15 protein-coding genes are annotated in these 18676 nt (G+C 47.8%); 14 read left to right on the forward strand and 1 reads right to left on the reverse strand.

Annotation, left to right across the window (positions count from 1 at the left end):
* The 14 genes from ADIS_RS17720 (at position 1) to ADIS_RS17785 (ending at position 17699) form a co-directional block, all read left to right on the forward strand.
* Positions 1-1506 (forward strand): RagB/SusD family nutrient uptake outer membrane protein, encoded by a 1506-nt coding sequence (locus ADIS_RS17720; RefSeq protein WP_035806785.1) that lies wholly within the window; start codon positions 1-3, stop codon positions 1504-1506.
* 229 nt (positions 1507-1735) lie between these two features.
* Positions 1736-2773, forward strand: a complete 1038-nt coding sequence (locus ADIS_RS17725; protein ID WP_010856044.1) for a ThuA domain-containing protein — start codon at positions 1736-1738, stop codon at positions 2771-2773.
* Positions 2774-2916: 143 nt separating this feature from the next.
* Positions 2917-3771: a sugar phosphate isomerase/epimerase family protein gene (locus ADIS_RS17730; protein WP_010856045.1), complete on the forward strand. Its 855-nt coding sequence runs from the start codon at positions 2917-2919 to the stop codon at positions 3769-3771.
* Positions 3772-3817: 46 nt separating this feature from the next.
* Positions 3818-4642, forward strand: coding sequence for a sugar phosphate isomerase/epimerase family protein (locus ADIS_RS17735; RefSeq protein ID WP_035806790.1), 825 nt, complete (start codon positions 3818-3820; stop codon positions 4640-4642).
* A 5-nt stretch (positions 4643-4647) separates the two neighbouring features.
* Positions 4648-5451: an alpha/beta fold hydrolase gene (locus tag ADIS_RS17740; protein WP_010856047.1), complete on the forward strand. Its 804-nt coding sequence runs from the start codon at positions 4648-4650 to the stop codon at positions 5449-5451.
* Between the two features lie 50 nt (positions 5452-5501).
* A complete protein-coding gene (locus tag ADIS_RS17745) occupies positions 5502-6635 on the forward strand; it encodes an FG-GAP repeat domain-containing protein (RefSeq protein WP_010856048.1) in 1134 nt (377 codons plus the stop codon).
* A gap of 80 nt (positions 6636-6715) precedes the next feature.
* Positions 6716-8293: a calcineurin-like phosphoesterase C-terminal domain-containing protein gene (locus ADIS_RS17750; protein WP_010856049.1), complete on the forward strand. Its 1578-nt coding sequence runs from the start codon at positions 6716-6718 to the stop codon at positions 8291-8293.
* 46 nt (positions 8294-8339) lie between these two features.
* Positions 8340-8660 (forward strand): Rieske (2Fe-2S) protein, encoded by a 321-nt coding sequence (locus tag ADIS_RS17755; RefSeq protein ID WP_010856050.1) that lies wholly within the window; start codon positions 8340-8342, stop codon positions 8658-8660.
* Positions 8661-8766: 106 nt separating this feature from the next.
* Positions 8767-12732 (forward strand): hypothetical protein, encoded by a 3966-nt coding sequence (locus ADIS_RS17760; protein WP_010856051.1) that lies wholly within the window; start codon positions 8767-8769, stop codon positions 12730-12732.
* Positions 12733-13060: 328 nt separating this feature from the next.
* Complete coding sequence (locus tag ADIS_RS17765) at positions 13061-13663, forward strand: RNA polymerase sigma factor (protein WP_010856052.1); 603 nt, start codon at positions 13061-13063, stop codon at positions 13661-13663.
* Positions 13638-13874 (forward strand): hypothetical protein, encoded by a 237-nt coding sequence (locus ADIS_RS17770; protein WP_010856053.1) that lies wholly within the window; start codon positions 13638-13640, stop codon positions 13872-13874. Before ADIS_RS17765 ends, ADIS_RS17770 begins: the two co-directional genes overlap by 26 nt.
* A 121-nt stretch (positions 13875-13995) precedes the next feature.
* Complete coding sequence (gene nth, locus ADIS_RS17775) at positions 13996-14682, forward strand: endonuclease III (protein ID WP_010856055.1); 687 nt, start codon at positions 13996-13998, stop codon at positions 14680-14682.
* Positions 14683-14685: 3 nt separating this feature from the next.
* Positions 14686-16482: an asparagine synthase (glutamine-hydrolyzing) gene (gene asnB, locus ADIS_RS17780; protein ID WP_035806794.1), complete on the forward strand. Its 1797-nt coding sequence runs from the start codon at positions 14686-14688 to the stop codon at positions 16480-16482.
* Entirely contained in the window at positions 16479-17699 is a 1221-nt protein-coding gene (locus ADIS_RS17785; protein ID WP_010856057.1) for a glycosyltransferase family 4 protein, read from the forward strand. The genes asnB and ADIS_RS17785 overlap by 4 nt, the downstream gene beginning before the upstream one ends.
* Here ADIS_RS17785 and gldB read toward each other — a convergent pair.
* The gene (gene gldB / locus ADIS_RS17790) at positions 17671-18657 is read right to left on the reverse strand and encodes a gliding motility lipoprotein GldB (protein ID WP_010856058.1); all 987 of its coding nucleotides are present in this window, start codon (positions 18655-18657) and stop codon (positions 17671-17673) included. The two genes, ADIS_RS17785 and gldB, sit on opposite strands and share 29 nt — an antisense overlap.
* Between the last annotated feature and the right edge of the window lie 19 nt (positions 18658-18676).

The raw sequence follows: 18676 nt of genomic DNA on the forward strand, positions 1-18676 counted from the left end.
ATGAAAAAGCATATAAAAACTATTTCTAGAACAATGATCATCGGCCTTTTGCTGGTTAGCGGATGGTCATGTGCCGATTTTCTGGAAGAAACAGACAAGTCGAACTTCACCCTTGAAAATTACTTTACCCGTCCGGAACATGCTACCAGCGTGGTCAATGCGATCTATGCGGGCCTTCCGCCCATAATGACAAGTGGGTTTGGTGGTGGTCCCTGGATGATGCTTGAGTTTGCTACAGGGTTGGCGGATACCGAACTTGGCCAGGCCCAAAACAGTCTTTTTGTTCGTTCGCTAATCAACAACTCGGATAATGACTACGGACAAACCTATTGGACCACCTACTATCGAGGTATCCAAAATGCAAATTTGGCGATCAACAAAATCCCGGAAATCCAAATGGATCAGGGAGCCAAGAACCGATTGCTAGGAGAAGCCAGGTTTTTGCGTGCATACTACTACTACCACCTCGTTCGGATTTTTGGGGAAATTCCGTTGATTACGGATGTAATCGACCTGGCGTCGCCTGATATGTATCCGTCACCATCTTCAGTGGAGGCCGTGTACAATCAGATTGTAGAAGATCTGACTACTGCGGAGACGTCGGGCCTTCCCTTCCGGGAAGGAACGGGAAGGGTTTCCATGGGTGCAGTAAAAACCATGCTCTCCAGCGTATACTTGACGATGGCGGGCTATCCCCTACAAAAAGGGTCTCAGTATTATCAAATGGCGGCAGCCAAAGCCAAGGAGGTTATTGATTCCGGACAGTTTTCACTATTTCCAAGGCTCACTGATCTGAACACTGTATCGTTGAAGAACCAAGGCGAGTTTATATTTATGATTCAGTATGCGGCGTTTATTCAGCCCAATACGGTTCAGCAGGCCATCCTTCCCTATAATAGGGGCATCAGCCAGTACAATGCAGAGACGGGTGGGATATTTGCCAATGCCGATTTTGTACGGTCTTTTGAGCCAGGGGATAAGCGAACCGAAGAGAAGCAGTTTTTCTTTACGGAGTTCACGCTGCGGGCAGACAGGAACCAGGTGAGACAATTGGGTGATTACTACCTTTGGAAGCATTTCGACCTAGAGGCGCAACTAGTGACGACCAGTAGCGGGATGAATTGGCCTGTGTATCGCTATGCTGAGGTATTGTTTATCTATGCCGAAGCACTCAACGAAGCCAATGGTCCATCGCAGGCGGCCTATGATGCTGTAAATCAGGTTCGTCGAAGAGCTGAATTGCCAGATCTCCAGGGTTTGACGCAGGATCAGCTTCGCAAAGCGATCTGGAAAGAAAAATGGCATGAGCTCTGTTATGAGAACAAGACGTGGTTTGATATGGTGCGTTTGAGAAAAGCCTTTAACGTGACCACCGGCGAGTTTGAGGATTATGTGGGACATCAGTTTGTGTACGGTCCCACGGTGACCGCACGGGAGTTGTTGTTCCCGATCCCTACAGCAGAAGTTCGAAACAATGAGAACCTAAGGCAAAACCCTGGCTATTAATTCAGGGGTAGGCTGAAAATTGGAATCCATGGGGGTAGACTTGGTTTATCTCCGTGGATTTTTTCATATAGGAGAATTCGTGAGCGGCTCGAGATTGACCCTTTTGAAAAAAAGCATTATGGATTCTTCCCAAATAGCGATATATTGACAACCAAATTTCGTAGACGAAAGGAGCGGCCTGACTGATTTGCCGCAAAAAACTCAATCAACTAACCTAAACTGAACAAGAATGAAAAACCTAAAGAGGGAAGCGGTAAACTCCCGCTCTTTGACCTTGCTTGCCTTGGCAATGCTGCTATCGGTGTGTACCGGCTATGCCCAACATGGAGAATTATGGCTAGAATATGCCGGAGGACAGGGGCCTGGCAAGGGTAAAAAGATCGTCTTGATAAGCGGTGACGACGAATACCGATCGGAGGAGGGGATGCCCATGCTGGCCAAAATTCTAAGTACCCACCACGGTTTTGATACCAAGGTGCTTTTTGCGATAGACCCCGAGAAAAAGGAGATTATTCCCAATTACAAAAGCAATATCCCCGGTCTTCACTTTTTGGCGGATGCGGACTTGGTCATTATGCTGATCCGTTTTCGGGAGTTGCCCGATGAGCAGATGAAGTTTATCGATGATTACATACAGGCCGGCAAACCCATCATTGGGCTACGGACCTCTACGCACGCTTTCAACTATGGTAAAGACAACCAAAGCAAATACCGCAAGTACCATTGGATGGCCAGTGAAGCAGGTTGGGAGAAAGGCTTTGGAAAACGCATATTAGGAGAGACCTGGGTAGCCCATCATGGCCATCACGCTGTCGAAGGCACCCGCGCCATGATCGATGGCCTTTCCCATTCGTCCAAGCACCCGATTTTACGAGGTGTAAAGGATATCTGGGTGGCCTCTGACGTCTACACGGTGAATGGGCTGGGAGATGATGCCGAGGTATTGGTACATGGGGCGGTAACCCACGGGATGACGGCCGATACGCCTATCAACTGGGAAAAGGCTCTTATGCCCATAGCGTGGACGCAGACCTACACTAGTGATGCGGGTAATTCCGGCAAGGTATTCACGTCCACAATGGGTGCTTCGGTAGACTTGGAAAGCGCGGATCTACGTAAATTGGTCGTAAATGCGGCTTACTGGTGCCTGAACATGTCTCACCTGATCACGGAAAATACCAAAGTGGATTACGTGGGTGCTTACAACCCGACCATGTTTGGTTTTGATAACTGGAGACGTGGCATGAAGGTCGCTGACTTTAAATAATAGCGGTTTTTATACAAAAGCAATCCGTTCAAAGCCTAGATAAGGGACATCTGTCTAACAAGCAATTACCGCGATACGATGGTTTTCTCTGGCCGAAGGGTAGTATAGCAACGGAATGACCATTAAGAAACAAATATAAACCCATGAAGAATAAAATAGGATTTAATGTGCTGGCATGGTCTGCGGCAGTTTCTGATGAATTGAAGCCGATCATTGACAGACTCAAAACCACCGGTTACGACAGCGTCGAGTTTTTTGTAGGAGCACCGGATGAAAGCGCCTATAAATCCATCGGAAGCCACGTACAATCGCTGGGTATGGAAACCACCACTGTGTTTGTGTTGGGAGCTGATGAGAACCCTATTGATCCGGATGCGGGTGTACGGGCAAAAGCATTGGATAAAATCAAATGGACTATAGATCGCTCCCATGACTTGGGCGCAAAGGTGATTTGTGGGCCTTACCACTCCGCTTTTTCCGTGTTTGCGAAACGCGCACCCGAGGAATCGGAGTATGAACGTAGTGCAGAAGTGCTTCATAAAGCAGGGGAGTATGCGCAGCAAGCTGGCATCTTGTTGACCCCCGAAGCGCTTAACCGATTTGAGTGTTACCTATGTAATACCATGGATCAGTTGACCCATCTGATAAAAAAGGTGGATCATCCTAACGTAAAGGCTATGTTTGACACCCATCATGCCAATATAGAGGAGAAGAAATTGGGAGAAGCCATCCGCAAGATTGCTCCGATATTGGGTCACGTACATATCAGCGAAAACGACCGCGGAACCCCGGGATCCGGTCATGTTCCCTGGGATGAAGTATTTTCTACCCTGGCCGATGTGGGCTTTGAGGGTTCGCTGACCATTGAAGGGTTTACGCGAAACGATCCCGATTTTGCCAACTCCATCGGTGTATGGAGGGAGTTTTCCCAGCCTTGGGAAATGGCTGAAAATGGGCTTACATTCATCAAGGCGATGGGTGCCAAACACGGGCTCTGATCGTATCACCACTGAAATAAAATCTCAAACTAACTCAATTACTCAGATGACGAAATTACCTTTCCGCTTTGGAGCAGAAGTATATACGTGGTTTATGGCCGGAAATGGGGAAACCCACAAAGGACAACTTGCCCACATGATAGACATAATCGCCGATGCCGGCTTTACAGGCATACAGCCCATCTTCACGTGGATGGGGCCTCTTTCAGACCCCAAGAAGTTGGCGGAGAAGTTGAACGAACGGAACATTGAACTGGCTGCGGTGGCCTTGGCGCTGGATTGGAATGGGGCAAAGGAGACCGACGACGAGCGACGAATCGCCGATGATGCCATCAGTATGTTGGAGCAGTTTCCGGGATCTGTATTGTGTACTGTGCAAATCCCTACCGGCAGGCATGACCTGGAGTCTAGGCGCAAGAGCTTGGTGGGCATTGTAAATGAAGTATCCAAACGTGCGGCAGACAGAGGGGTTATCAGCAGTTTTCACCCCAACTCGCCCCATACGTCCATCACCCGTACGGAGGAGGATTATCGGGTGATCTTGGAAGCACTGGATACGTCGGCCACGGGCTGGTGTCCGGACGTCGGCCATATCATAAACGGGGGCATGGATCCGCTGGCAAAGATGAAGGAGTATCAATCCCTCATTAACCACGTGCATTACAAGGATTGGGACGGCGATCCGGAATTTACCCTTATGGGAAATGGCAAGGTGGACCTGGTAGGAATCACCCAGTGGTTAAAGGACATAGGTTTTCCAGGCTGGATTATCTGCGAGGACGAAGGACAGGAAGCATTGGAAGACCCGGACTTTGTCACCTTGCACGATGGAAAGTGGATACATGAAACGCTTATAAAAAAGTTAACCTAATCGGTATGCCTACGGTAAATGGAAACGGAATAAATATCTATTACGAGACCCGTGGTCAGGGAGAGCCATTGTTGCTTATTATGGGCATCACCGCACCTGGGTCTGTATGGGAGAAACACGTCGCCGCTTGGGAGAAGGAGTTTCAATGTATACTTATGGACAACAGAGGGGTGGGCAGGTCAGATAAACCTCCCGGCCCCTATTCTACCGAGATGATGGCCGATGATTGTGCCGCCTTGCTGGATGCATTGGGTATCGCCCAGGCAAGGGTAGTAGGTGTATCCATGGGCAGTACGATTGCCCAACAACTGGCCATCCGGCATCCGGATAAGGTTAGGTCTATGGTTTTGATGTGCCCTTGGGCCAGGTGTGACCAGAAAGCCCGGGCGATCTTTGAACTGATGGTAGATTGCAAGGCACGCTTCAGGGCCGAGGAATTTAGCCGGTTTATCCAACAGCTGATCTTTTCAAAGGCTTCTTGGGATGATCCCGATACCTTTCAGGGAATGCTGGCTGATCGGAAGGCCGCTGGGTTGGATCCCAATCCCCAGCCTTTGGTAGGGTTGGAGGGACAGGCTGCGGCCTGTATGGCGCATCATGCCCTGGAACGCTTGCCCTCTGTGGCAATACCTACCTTCGTAGTGGGTGGTGCAGACGACGAATTTACGCCCAAGTGGATGACCGAGGAGGTAGCCGGCGCCATTCCGGGGTCAGCGCTACATATCTATCCGGATAGTGGCCACGCATTCCATTGGGAAAATCTGGAAGATTTTAACGAAAGGGTCCTTAAATGGCTCCTGAACAATTGATAGTTTCATTTTAGCAGTTAATAATAAACCCATCATAACCCCCTCTTTCTATGTTTTCGCTCATCCTCCCCTTTTTTTTAGGGATTTTAGTTCCCGAGGTCGCCCCCGCCAAGCACGTTACCTTCAAGAAGCAGATGATTGCTATGGAAAGTGCGGAATCGGCGGGCGTTTTTGATGTAAACAACGACGGTCACCTTGATATCGTGTCTGGAAGTTATTGGTATCAAGGGCCCGATTTCAAGAAAAAGCATTTTATCGCGGTGTTCAATCGGGTCGGAGAGTATTTCGATGATTTCTCTACGATTCCCATGGATGTCAACGGCGATGGCTACATGGATTATATCACAGGGGGATGGTTTGGAGCCACTCTTGTCTGGATGGAAAATCCAGGGAACAATGGCCCTTGGAAAACCCACGAAATTTATAAAACCGGGAACGTGGAGACCACCCGTGCATGGGATGTGGACGGGGATGGAAACCTTGAAATCGTGCCAAACACACCCAATCAACCATTGGCGTATTATAAGCTAAAAAGGGATAGCTCTGGTAAGGGAACCGGAGCGTTTGAGCGCATTGAAGTTGCGCCAAAACACGGTCATGGACTTGGGTTTGGTGACGTGAATGGTGACGGAAGAGGTGATTTTATCTTATCCAACGGCTGGCTGGAAGCCCCATCCGACCGCCGGTCGGGGCCATGGCTGCTGCGTGAGGATTTTAATCTCGGTGCAGCCAGTATTCCGGTGTTGGTGCAGGATGTCAACGGCGATGGCCTCAACGACCTCATTGTGGGGCAGCCGCATGATTATGGATTGGACTGGTACGAACAGCGCAAGGCCGATGGACGTATCACCTTTGTCAAGCATCCTATTGATCCCTTTCATTCCCAGTACCACTGCCTGGAGTGGGTGGATATAGACAACGATGGACAGATGGAACTGGTGACCGGCAAGCGCTACCGAGCCCACAATGGAAATGATCCCGGTGGCCATGATCACTTGGGCATGTATTATTTCAAGTGGAATGGTGAGTCGTTCACGAAAAACGTTATCTCGTTTGGGCCTTTTGGTGAGGGAAAGGGTGCGGGAATCTATTTTGCCATAGCAGATCTGAACAATTCCGGTTTTCAGGACATCGTCGTTGCCGGGAAAGACGGCTTGGCGGTTTTTTATAACGAGGGCTATTAAAGTTAACCGTTTCGTTACATTGGCTTAAAAGCCCGACGGGTTTCGATACGTAGCTTTACCGGATAACAAACAGATCTGATATGATAAAGAATTTCGTTTTCATCTGCCTTTTCCTTCTTCTTTCCCCGGCATTTGCCCAACAAGTCGCCACGGGGTTTGTATTTGAGGATATAAATAAAAACGGTAAAAAAGAGCGACGGGAAAAAGGGTTGTCCGGTGTCGCGGTAAGCAATGGGCGTGAGGTGGTACTTACCGATGCCAGCGGTAAATATTCGCTTCCTGTAGGAGACGACAACATCATCTTTGTGATAAAGCCCGCTGGCTTTGCTGTCCCCTTAAATGGGTTTAACCAGCCCCAGTTTTACTATATCCACAAGCCAAAAGGGTCTCCGTCCATGCGTTATTCGGGTGTTGCCCCTACCGGGCCTTTGCCCAAATCGGTTGACTTTCCCCTGTATTCGTCTGAGGAGCCCATGGAGTTTACCGCACTGGTTTTTGGAGATTCCCAGCCCTACAACAGACAGGAGTTGGCTTATTTTCAGCAATCGGTAGTAGAAGAGGCCAAGCGTGAAAAAGGGGCTGTTTTCGGGATAACCCTTGGGGATTTGGTGGGCGATGCCTTGGATCTGCATCAGTCCTACATCGAAGTGATGCAAGCCATGGGGCGGCCCTGGTATAATCTGATGGGCAATCATGACATGAATTTGGATGTGGACCGGGATGAATGGAGTGATGAGTCCTTTGAAGCGAGCTTCGGGCCTGCCAATTATGCATTTAGTGTTGGGGAGGCGCATTTTATTGTCCTGGATGACATATTGTACCCTGATCCCCGAGGGGGAAGGGGCTATTGGGGCGGCTTTCGGGAGGATCAGCTTGATTTTGTTGAGAATAACCTAAAATATGTTCCCAAGGATCGTTTGATTGTGCTGGCCTTTCATATTCCTCTGTTTCACATTAACGAAGGGTCTTTTAGAAACAGCGATAGACAGCGTCTTTTTGATCTACTTAAGGACTATCCAAATGTTTTGGCCATGTCGGCACACACACATCTGCAGCGTCAAAACTATTATACCCAAGAAGATGGATGGCATGGGACAAAGCCCTTTCATGAATTTAATGCCGGGACAACCAATGGAGACTGGTACTCTGGTAAATTGGACGAGCGTAAGCTTCCTATTTCGACCATGCGGGACGGTACTCCGAAAGGCTACACGCGGTTGAAAATCAACGGTAATTCGTACGATCTGGCCTATCAGGTATTGGGGATGCCTGCGGATTATCAGATGCACCTGTTCCATCCCCGGGTCGTGGCCAGTAATCGAGGGACACAAGCTGGAATCTTTGTGAATTTCTATATGGGGCATAAGGATGACCGTGTTGAGTATCGTGTGGATGGAGGAGAGTGGGTACCCATGGTCTGGGTTGATACGGTCGATCCCGAATTTGTTCGACAGGTGATGGAATGGGATACCTCGGAAAATCTCATGCCGGGTAGGCGTCCCTCAAATCCTGTAAACAGTACCCACCTTTGGCGGGGCAATATTCCGACAAACCTGGGCAACGGTGTTCACCGAATCGAAGTACGGGCCCAAGACCGGAAAGGAAACACCTTTACGCAGGAGAGTGAATACCTCTTGGCGGATCCGGTGATAAACTGAGTTGAAGGGCCGGTTTTTGCCGGCCCTAGTTATTGTAAAGTGTTGGATGAAGACATATACGCTGGGTCAAAGCAGGGAAGAAGTAATTGGGCTTTTTCCGGAACGAAAGATCAAACAAGTCCTGCTGGGTGAGCAAAAGGTTTGTGTAGTGAGGGTAGGCGTGGATTTTTTTGCATTTGAGCCCTACTGTCCTCACCGGATGATGGGGCTTCGTGAGGGCTGGGTGACGGCCTACGACGAGGTGGTGTGCCCTTTGCACCAATACCGGTTTGAGCTAAGGACAGGAAAGGTAGCTATGGGCGATTGCCGGGAGCTCATTTGCTACAGAACATCCTTAGAAGAGGGTGGGTTGGTGATTTTTATTTAGCAATATTCTTTTTTTTGAGATAATTCAATTGTTTAATCGGTATTGGTATTTTAATATAAAATAATATTTTTTAACTTGAGCTCGGATTCGTTTACATAGGCACGGTATGAAGTTCCGCGATCTCAGGGTTTGGTTGTATGTGTTTGGTTTTGCTGCGCTTGTAGCCATCTACCTCTATCAGCAGACTCGTAGCCACAAGCGAGAGCTCGAGTCCCAGTCGATAAAGGCGGTGGTTCTGGGCAAGAACAACCTCCAATCGGCTTTTTTCAACTATCAGCAGCAGTTCGCAGAGTATCTAACCCGTAATTTTTATTCACTGACCACTGGTGAGCTCGCCGGGCAGGCAGAGCGTGTCGTTGGCTTTTTTGATGCCTCGCCCAAGTTTTTGGTACATGAGATGAGCTGGCTTTCTGAAGAGGAAAGCCTAAGGCTTCAAAACGAGGCACTGAAGGGCAGGATTGTTCAAAGGGACAGTTCCGCAAGCATGCTGGTCGAAAACTACTATTTTGACTTGGCAGCCAGGATTGCCAATGGCTCGGACCCGTTCTATAAGCTCTCCCCTAATCTCATTCAGCGGCGTTTTGGAACCAACGGATTTTCTATTCCAGCGGATGGGGGTAAAGACCGTTTGGCGTTTCTGGTGACCCATGAGATTCCGATATATAGGCTGATGGAAGACAATATTCCCCTTCGCTTTTTTGACCGATTGTTTTTGTTGGACGAGGCGGGAGTGGCAGTGTATCCGGGGAGCTTTCGGGGCAGACCGCTCGTAGATCCTTCGGAGTTGGTAGGAGGAATCGCAGGTAGCGGCAAGGCGGAGGAGACTGTGGTCAATGCGGGAGAACTTGCCTTTAAGATGAGTTTTGGAAATGAAGAGTTCGAGGCGTTTCTTTCCCCTTTTTCGCTTGCCGGGGGACAGTACTATTTGTTGGGGTTAAAGGAAAGTTCCCAATTTACAAGAGCCGCCTACCGCATAGATTTCGGGGTTCTTAGTGTTTTGGTGTTGGGACTAGTCCTTATACTCGTGGGCATCCCGATCATTGGTATTTTCACATTAAGCCAGGGGGATGTACTGACCAAGGGAAAAGTGATGGGAATTGGCCTGTCCCTTATTTTTTTGGCATTGGTTGCTGGGTATAGTTTGGCCTTTGTCCAAAATCAGCGAGCCTCTGGGTTTAATGGGCTAGTGTTGAATGAACTGGAAACCCGACTTGTCGAAAAATTTGGAGAATATACCGCATTGCTTCATCGCTATGCAGACGGAACGCCACTGGATAGTGTGTACTTCGAACGTAACGAGCGGCTGGACGTGAATGAGTTTATCCAATTTTCCTCCGACGGGTATATACGCAGATTAGATATTCCGGGAGTGGCTCCGGTTGACTTGAGTGACCAGTCTTTTATCAGCATCAAACACAGGGACTACGTTGTTGAGTCCCAACGTACACCGGAAAAGGTTTTCCTGTCTGCGCATTATTCCAATGCAACTGGAGCCCTGGAAGGCGTGGTGAGTGTGTTCGGGGATGATACGGGAAGTGCCATCACCTTTGATGTAGCAACAATGGTAGCGGATGATCTTAGCAAACAGCGGTTTTTTGTGTTTAAACCGGATGGTAAGGTGATAATGAAAAGTACGGGCCTGGAATTGCCCGTAAATTTCCTACAGGATGCAATTGACAGAGACGTCTGGGTGGAGATTCAGACACTGTTGCAGAACAACCAGTCCGGTTCCCGGGCCAGAACTTGGGAAATGCCGCTGTATGTGAATGGACATGGTTACCAGGCCGTTTTAAGGCGGCTTGATTTCGAGGGCTTCATTTCGCCGGTTTGGGTGATGTCCCTCGTTGACAAAAGCCTACAGGATTCTCTTTTTGTTTTGGCAACCTTTGAAACACTGGCTTTTTTACTTCCTTATGTAGTCGTGCTTGGCCTTTTGGTCGCCTTTGTTTTTCTGGCTAGACTGCCTCCCATCTATCTTCGTTTGCGGGAGTTTTCCTTTGACTGGTACAGGCCTTCGCCTGCCAAGCGCACACAGTACCTATACGCTAATTACATTTTGGCCTCCCACCTGCTGGTCTACTTATTCGTGTATTTGGTCATTCCGCTTACGATCTTTTCGGTTTTCGCCTGGTCGGCATTTATTACCGTGGGTGCATGTATATGTAATTTTTTGTTGCTCTTTCCCCAAGCCAAGAGAGGACTTGGCAGTAGGGAGTTTAACTTCTTGGCACCTGCCTTATTTGTATGGCTGTTGCTCGCTATCCTTGTTATCCTTCTGACTTACTATTCGCTTGATGGTGGCTATTTCTTTATGAGTCTAGCGGCTATGGGCATATTGGTGTTGGCGATTGGTTTGTGTTTCCTTGCGACAGTTGGAGGCAAGATGCCTAAGCTCAAGCCGGATTTTAGTGGGGAGCTCACCGGGTTAAAGAAACTGCATTTCCACCTGACCAATATGTGGAATTTTGTCACCCAGCTACAGGTAGAAAAAAGGATCTATTCACTGAATTTTTTATTGTGGATCACGATTATGGGATTCATGCCCGGCTACGTGATTCATCGACAGGTATTTACACAGGAGTATTTTTTATGGAACCATCCGCAGGGAGCGGCCGATTCGGGAGAGGGCATACGGCTCCTTTCCGGAGTGTATCGGGATTTGGTAGGGGCTCATGAGCAATTGCGTAGGATTAATTTTAGTCGTTTGACATCCCGTACCGACATAGAGCTAAAACGTTTTTTGGCACCGGATATCGAGGCGGTGGAGGCATCCTTTAGACTTCCCAAGCAGGTATTACGGAGAAATGGAGAGTTCGAGCGATCCAATGAGGTACTGCAGATAGTGTTTCGCAAGATCGGTCAGACTCCTTTGCTTTTACTCGGTACCCTTTTATTGCTAGGCCTTTTTTTTAATTTGATCATGCGTATCAGTAAGCGCATTTATTTGGTGGACTATCTTTTTCCGTTGCAGGAAAAGCGATTGCCGGCTGCCTGTGTCCATCGTAAGTTTACTTTTGTGATCGGCTTGGACAATAAAAAGATCGAGCAGTGGATACGCTATCATTTTTTTTCCGAATGGGATACCGTACTGGTTGTGTCGGCAATAGATGGGTTTGAGGTAAAGGAAGACGTAGGGAAATACCGGGCTGTATTGCTCAATAACCTACATTGCCTAGCGGATACAGCACAGGTTTTGGAAGTACTTGAGCGGTTTAAGGCTGCCTACTTTCATCTCGATGTGGCGGTGTTTGTGTCTTCCGGTCTATCCATCCAGGATCTAATCCGGGACGGTGCCAGCGACGCTGAAGTCGTTCGGATCACGGAGATAATGAAGCCGTTTCTTTTCTATGTAGTTCCCTTAAACTTTCATCAGCGGGTCTTGTTGCTTCCCAATGACGGGGGTGAGTGGTCTTCCATGCCTGAAGAGGGTCGGCAGCGATTCCGACGGATGGTGCGTTCTCCGCTCTTCAATGATCCTATGGTGTACGGACTCACGGAGGAGCTTATTTACGGAGAGAACAGCTCCGCGTTGGCCTGTCTGTTAACAGACGAACTGGGTGAGGATTCGTTGGAGACGCGGATTTCCCAGGATAGGTACGAAAAGTGCATTCTGTCGATTCAACGCTATAACAAGGCTTTTTTTATCAATGTATGGTCTAAGCTGAACATGAGGGAAAAAAAGCTGTGCTACTACTTTGCGCTGGAAGGCTTCATCAATTACACGATGAGGGATTTGTTGGCATCGCTGCTTCAAAAGGGAGTCCTCAAGTTAAGCCCCTCCAAAGACCGCCTGCTTCTTTTCTCTCGGTCTTTTTCCAACTTTGTTCTATCAAACATCGATGAACGTGAATTGGAAGCCTTTAAATTGGAAGAAAAGGCGAAGGGAAATTCCCGGCTGGTTCAGGCGGCGTCCATCAGCTTTGTTTTTATTTCGGTATCGGTTATAGGTTTTTACGATCCCAATATTCTTGATCGGTCGATCGCTTATGTTAGCGGTGCCATAGGTATTTCCGGTACCCTATTCAGTTTTTTCCAAAAAGGATTCAAAAACATCTGGTCGGGTGACGCATAGCTCTGGTATGATTATTGTTTTCGGGTAAGAATAGCTGGAATCCATTTCTGTGGTGTATTGGTGGGAGTAGTTTTGGGATTTTTAGTGAATTGATCAGTAGTGCGTTAGGTACCTTTCAGACTGCCTTCTACTTCTATCCTTCCTTAAGGCGTATATGGTTGCGGCCTTACCAGAGAGGAAAAAGAAAAAGGGGAATTCGTTTAATAAAGTGAAAATTTATTGCTATGTTTAATCCTACTCAATACATTTGAAAGCTATGTATTGGGGACTTTCACATTAAACAGATGCAATATGGGCTAAAACTCTACGTTGTTAAAATATCAAATTTATGAGTAAAAGGGTAGGACCTAAAGACAGTGAACTTATCGCTCAGTACAGAAACGGCAGTGAGGCGGCTTTCGAAAGGCTGGTTGATAGGTACAAGTCCAGAGTCTATTCCACTATCCTGGTGATAGTGAAAGACCAAGGTGTGGCGGAGGATCTTTTGCAAGATGTGTTTGTGAAAGTGGTTCAGACACTGAATTCTGATAAATACAACGAAGAGGGCAAGTTTCAGCCTTGGTTGATGCGGATAGGTCATAATCTTGCGATTGATCATTTTAGAAGGATGAAGCGTTATCCTACAGTTGTTATGGAGGATGGCTCGAGCTTGTTGGATACCTTGAATTTTGCCGATGAGACGGTAGAGGATAAAAAGGTTAAAGACGAGACCTTGGAGATGATCAGGGCATTGATCGATGAGCTCCCCGAGAGTCAGCGTCAGGTGTTGATCATGAGACACTACATGGATTTGAGTTTTCAGGAAATTGCGGAACAGACTGGCGTAAGTATCAATACCGCGTTGGGTAGGATGAGGTACGCTCTGATAAATCTTAGGAAGAAACTTGAGAAAATAAACATAGCCTATGACAAAATCTTTTACCCAAAATGATCTGATAAGGTATATTTATCAGGAGATGTCTGCCAGCGAAAGCGTAGAGCTGGTACAAGCCCTTCAGGTAGACGCTGTATTGATGCAGGAATATTTGGACCTGTTGTGTTCTGTGGAGCATTTGGATAAGCTCATCAGGGAACCATCCCATCAGTTGGTAGCTCGGATCAAGGACTTGGCCCGGTCTACCCAAGGGGTTGAAAAAGTATAGTGTTCCTAACCGATCATTGAAATTTGCCTGCCAACTTCAGATTTTTTGAGTTGGCAGGTTTTTTTTGTTTTCCGGCTGTGCCATCTTTGTGAGGATGAGTTCTGGATTAATCAAAATTTTCATGCTGAAAAAGGAACGATACAAGGCATTTGTCAATCATTTTGCCACGGAAATGCCCGTTGCAGAGACAGAACTCAGCTACGACACCCCATTTCAATTGCTGATAGCCGTGATTTTAAGCGCGCAATGTACCGATAAGCGGATTAACATGGTGACGCCGGCCTTGTTTCGGGATTTTCCTTCCCCCCAACACTTGGCAATCGCCACCTTTGATGAATTGTTTCCCTATATCCGCACCGTGTCCTATCCAAACAACAAAACAAAGCACTTGATAGGGATGGCAAAAATGCTGGTGGAGGATTTTGGCGGCGAAGTGCCTTCGACAGTTGCGGAGCTGATCAAGCTTCCGGGCGTAGGTCGGAAGACAGCCAATGTCATTACCAGCGTGGTGTGGAATCAGCCCAACATGGCGGTGGATACCCATGTGTTTAGGGTTTCCAAGCGACTTGGGCTTGCAACACAGTCGGCAAAGACACCCCTGGAGGTGGAAAAGCAGCTTATCAGGCATCTGCCGAAGGAGGTGATACACAAGGCCCATCATTGGCTCATTCTTCATGGTCGGTATACCTGCCTGGCCAGATCTCCCAAGTGCGATGAGTGCACCATCACGCATTTTTGCCGGTTTTATGAGAAGAATACTTCCAAGTTAATGGAACAGCTGCCACCCTCCTCTTCTCCAGCCGATTAACCCATGTGTGGGATAAACCTACTTCTTAACTGTTCTGGCATTGTATCGTCATCTCCCATCGTAGGGATGATGGAAGGTACTTCACATAGAGGTCCTGACCAGGCACGTTGGATGAAGGTTTCCGCTACCTGTTATATCGGAGCCAACCGACTGAAAATCTCCGGACTGGATGAGTTTGCCGATCAGCCCCTTGTAAGTGAAGACGAGCAACATGTGTTGGTTTGGAATGGAGCACTATATAATCATTGGACCCTACGGAATAGGCTTCTTGAAAGTGGGGTATCATTGAAGAGCAGCTCGGATTCGGAGGTTTTGCTACATTGGCTGGGTATTTTTGGGCTACAGGGCATCGATGATTTGGAGGGAATGTTTTCATTGCTGTTTATCGACCTACAGCGCAAGAGGGTGGTTATAGCCAGAGACCTCACCGGTCAAAAGCCACTTTATTACCACAAAAGTGGAGGTCAGTGGTTGTTTTCCTCTGAGGTAAAGGGAATTTTAGGGAGTGGCTTGGTACCAAGGATTTTGGATACGTCTCAGTTTGTTCCATACCACTATTTGCGTCACCCGCTGCCCACCCACACGTTTTTCCAAGGTGTATATCAATTTCCTGCGGGGAGGGTACTGCAATTGGATTTTGATGGAAAGGAAACCGCCTCCAAGTGGTTGGCCCTAAGACCCAATCACGAGTCTTCCGGAGGGGCGTCTATTTTCACTGAACTGGTGACGGACGCTGTAATGTCCCATTTTCAGACCGAAGTACCCATGGGTATTATTTTGAGTGGTGGCGCAGATAGCACGCTGCTGTATACACTTTGGCACCGGGAAACAGGCATGCCCCTTCGAAGCTACACAGCTGTTTTTGAAGAAAGATACAGGGAAATGGCCGAAGATCGAAAGTTTGCCAAGCAGGTTGCCAGGTCCTATCAAGGAGCCCATCACGAGGTATTGGCAACGCCCGACGTGTTTTTGTCCAATTGGGAAGCGTATTGCATGGGCTTGGACCAACCCATTGGCGATAGCGCGGGTTTCTTGACCTGGCTGATTGCCAAGGAAGCATCGCGTGAGGTCAAGGTGCTGATAAGCGGTGCAGGTGCAGATGAGTTGATGGGTGGCTACAATCGCCACCGGGCATTTTTGAAGTACCTGAAGCACAAAAACCTTCTTTTGAACTTTAAAAATGTTTCTAAAATTCCAGGGTTACCAGTTGGGTACAGGAAGTTTTTCAAAGCTATCGAACCGGATTCTGCGCGTACTTTTATGAATTTGGCCGCTTTACAGGCCTTGCCTGATTCGATTGCCACGTTGTTGGCTGTCGGTTTGGAAAAGGATCCGTTTGGATTAAAGGAAGCGTTGGCTTACGAACGGAGGCTATATCTAACAGAGGATATTCTGAAAGTGTTCGACAACTCCTGTATGGCATTTGGCATAGAAGGGCGATCCCCCTATCTTGACTACTCGATTCTACGCTTTTTTGAAGGGATGCCCGAACAAAAGCAGCGGGAACTGATAGGTAAAAAATGGATAAAGGAAAGCTTGGTTTCCTTTGGCAGACAAGAGGTGGCGGGTAGAAGGAAGCTTGGTTTTGGTATTCCGATAGTCGGATGGTTCCAAGTTCATGATGGCTTTAGAGAGAAGTTGGTGGAGACTTTGTTGCAGTTTGATCGGGAGTTTTCGGCGTATCTTAGCCCCGAAGTGCGTACCTTAGTCCAGTTCCCGCAATCGGCCATAAAGCGAAATACCTTGCAGGTTTGGAATTTGTTCCTTTTGGCCTCCTGGATAAATGCCCATCGATTATGAAACTTGTATATGTACATCAGTATTTTTTAACTCCCTCCCAAGGGGGGGCGGTCCGGTCTTACTACCTCGCGAAGGGGTTGGTAGATGCAGGTGTGCAAGTGGATATGATCACTGCCCATAATGCGCCCGCGTACGAACTAAAATGGGTGGACGGCATTCGTGTTCATTACCTGCCGGTTGTTTACCGGAATGAGTTTTCGAAGTGGCGGCGGGCTATTTCCTTTCTTCGCTTTGTGTGGGCTGCGAAATGCCTTCTTGCGAAAATGAAAAGGCCCGACTTGCTGTACATCACGTCGACGCCGTTGACGACGGGTATCTTGGGATTGTGGGCGAAGAGAGCCATGGATCTACCGTATGTCTTTGAAGTGAGAGATCAATGGCCGGAGGCACCTATTCAAATGGGCGTGCTAAGAGGTAAGTTGTTGAAAGGGCTTTTTTACCGTTTGGAAAGGCTTGTTTATGACGAATCTTCGCATGTTGTCGCACTGTCGTCACCGATCCGGGAATCTATCTTGCGTGTTTCTCCCGGAAAGGAGGTATCCTGTATCCCCAATTTTGCAGATACAGATTTTTTTAAGCCTAAAGATGGGCAGTGGCCTTTGGCCGAAAAGAAAGATGAGAAACGTCCCCTAACCGTTTCCTACGTGGGTGCGATTGGGCGGGTCAACGGGCTGGAATCCTTTTTGAACTTGGCAAAAGCGGCACAACAGACCAGGAAATCCTGGCAGTTCGTGCTTATGGGCAAAGGGGCCTATCTGCCTAAATTACGCGATGCCGTGGCACATAATGGCCTTGAAAACGTCGTTTTTTTGCCCTTTGGGAATAAGGCGGCCGTGCGTGAATTGTTGGGTCGAAGCGATTTTGCCTATATTTCCTTCCTTCCTTTACCGGTGCTTGAATCCTCCAGCCCCAACAAGTTTTTTGACGCCATTGCGATGGGGTTACCGGTTATTCTCAATTTCAAAGGATGGATATACGAATTGATAAAGACGAATAAAATAGGAGTATTCCAAGGCGACTCTCCGGTGGATACCATTCGGGAGATGGAGTGCCTCTGGCATGATACCGGAGCCTATAAAGAGATGTGCCGGAGATCCCGAGAGCTGTCGGAAGCGGAATTTACAAGCGAAAAAGCCGTTGCTGATGTGTGTGCGATTATTTTTAGGGTGGCTATACAGGAAACAAAAGCTATCGTGGCCTGTAGCCAGACCGCCTGAAAATATCAACTACATTGTTGTTTGCCATTAGTTCAGGCAAGCTTACGGCATTGTTTTGGCGATAATCGTCTACAATGTTCCATCCCAGCCAACGGCCAATTCTGCCGGGTGCATCCAGGCTGATTTCATCGGTGAACGGTGCCTCTCCGGTATACTTTCGAATTTCAAAAGGACTTGTTTCGTAGAAGAGTTCGTTTTCGATGAAATGGGCGTAGATGATCTCTTCATTTGCATAGCAGGCCAAAATATCTTCATGAGTATACCCTATAATGAATTCATCCGGTGTACAGGGCAGTATCTGTTTGGTAAAATGATACGATTTGCCATAGAAGATCATCTCCGCGAGCAGGGTATTGTCTTTTAGGTCGGATTCATTGTACCAAGCGGAGATGGCAGTGATCAAGGTGGGTACCAAATGGTCTCTGTCGTACCTTCGACGAATGTATTGGGGAAGATCCACTGGCTGAAATCGGTGATCACTCGGTAAAAAATAATCGAGGCTGATCACGATCATGTCTCTGGTCAGGTAAATGTCGTTTGTAAATCCACTCAGGTAGGTGTACACCATTGGAGGCTGGAAGTCGGGATAATAGTAGCGGATACCTTTGAACGCATTTTCAATCGCCTCCTCTATTTCCGAAAAATCTGCAAAATGGATGGACACTTCTTGATAGAGTTCCTGCATACCGGGATCCTGATGCAACTGGACGATTTCTTCTATAAACGATTCCCTGCTTTCAAATTCGTCCTCCAAAAGATAGCTTTTGGCAAATTGAGGAAAGCTGTCTACTACCGCTGATACTCGATCAATCGTTACATCTTCAAAAAAAAGCCTTTCCAATCTTATCAACTCTACGGATAATGGCTGTGAGGTTATCTCAATAGGGAGGCTACATTTTTCGGAAGATCGTGCGCAGCCGGTGAGTAAAAGCAAAAGGAAAAGGTTTCTGAGTCTCATGTCTTGAATTGGTTTATTA

It is taken from the genome of Lunatimonas lonarensis (assembly GCF_000390185.1).
In the GTDB taxonomy this organism is placed as follows: domain Bacteria; phylum Bacteroidota; class Bacteroidia; order Cytophagales; family Cyclobacteriaceae; genus Lunatimonas; species Lunatimonas lonarensis.

Coding starts and splice junctions, on each gene's coding strand:
- ADIS_RS17770 (WP_010856053.1), top strand. CDS start 13,638: ATGACAAAATCTTTTACCCAAAATGATCTGATAAGGTATATTTATCAG.
- ADIS_RS17785 (WP_010856057.1), top strand. CDS start 16,479: ATGAAACTTGTATATGTACATCAGTATTTTTTAACTCCCTCCCAAGGG.
- ADIS_RS17755 (WP_010856050.1), top strand. CDS start 8,340: ATGAAGACATATACGCTGGGTCAAAGCAGGGAAGAAGTAATTGGGCTT.
- ADIS_RS17725 (WP_010856044.1), top strand. CDS start 1,736: ATGAAAAACCTAAAGAGGGAAGCGGTAAACTCCCGCTCTTTGACCTTG.
- ADIS_RS17750 (WP_010856049.1), top strand. CDS start 6,716: ATGATAAAGAATTTCGTTTTCATCTGCCTTTTCCTTCTTCTTTCCCCG.
- ADIS_RS17745 (WP_010856048.1), top strand. CDS start 5,502: ATGTTTTCGCTCATCCTCCCCTTTTTTTTAGGGATTTTAGTTCCCGAG.
- gldB (WP_010856058.1), bottom strand. CDS start 18,657: ATGAGACTCAGAAACCTTTTCCTTTTGCTTTTACTCACCGGCTGCGCA.
- ADIS_RS17760 (WP_010856051.1), top strand. CDS start 8,767: ATGAAGTTCCGCGATCTCAGGGTTTGGTTGTATGTGTTTGGTTTTGCT.
- ADIS_RS17765 (WP_010856052.1), top strand. CDS start 13,061: ATGAGTAAAAGGGTAGGACCTAAAGACAGTGAACTTATCGCTCAGTAC.
- ADIS_RS17720 (WP_035806785.1), top strand. CDS start 1: ATGAAAAAGCATATAAAAACTATTTCTAGAACAATGATCATCGGCCTT.
- ADIS_RS17740 (WP_010856047.1), top strand. CDS start 4,648: ATGCCTACGGTAAATGGAAACGGAATAAATATCTATTACGAGACCCGT.
- asnB (WP_035806794.1), top strand. CDS start 14,686: ATGTGTGGGATAAACCTACTTCTTAACTGTTCTGGCATTGTATCGTCA.
- ADIS_RS17730 (WP_010856045.1), top strand. CDS start 2,917: ATGAAGAATAAAATAGGATTTAATGTGCTGGCATGGTCTGCGGCAGTT.
- ADIS_RS17735 (WP_035806790.1), top strand. CDS start 3,818: ATGACGAAATTACCTTTCCGCTTTGGAGCAGAAGTATATACGTGGTTT.
- nth (WP_010856055.1), top strand. CDS start 13,996: ATGCTGAAAAAGGAACGATACAAGGCATTTGTCAATCATTTTGCCACG.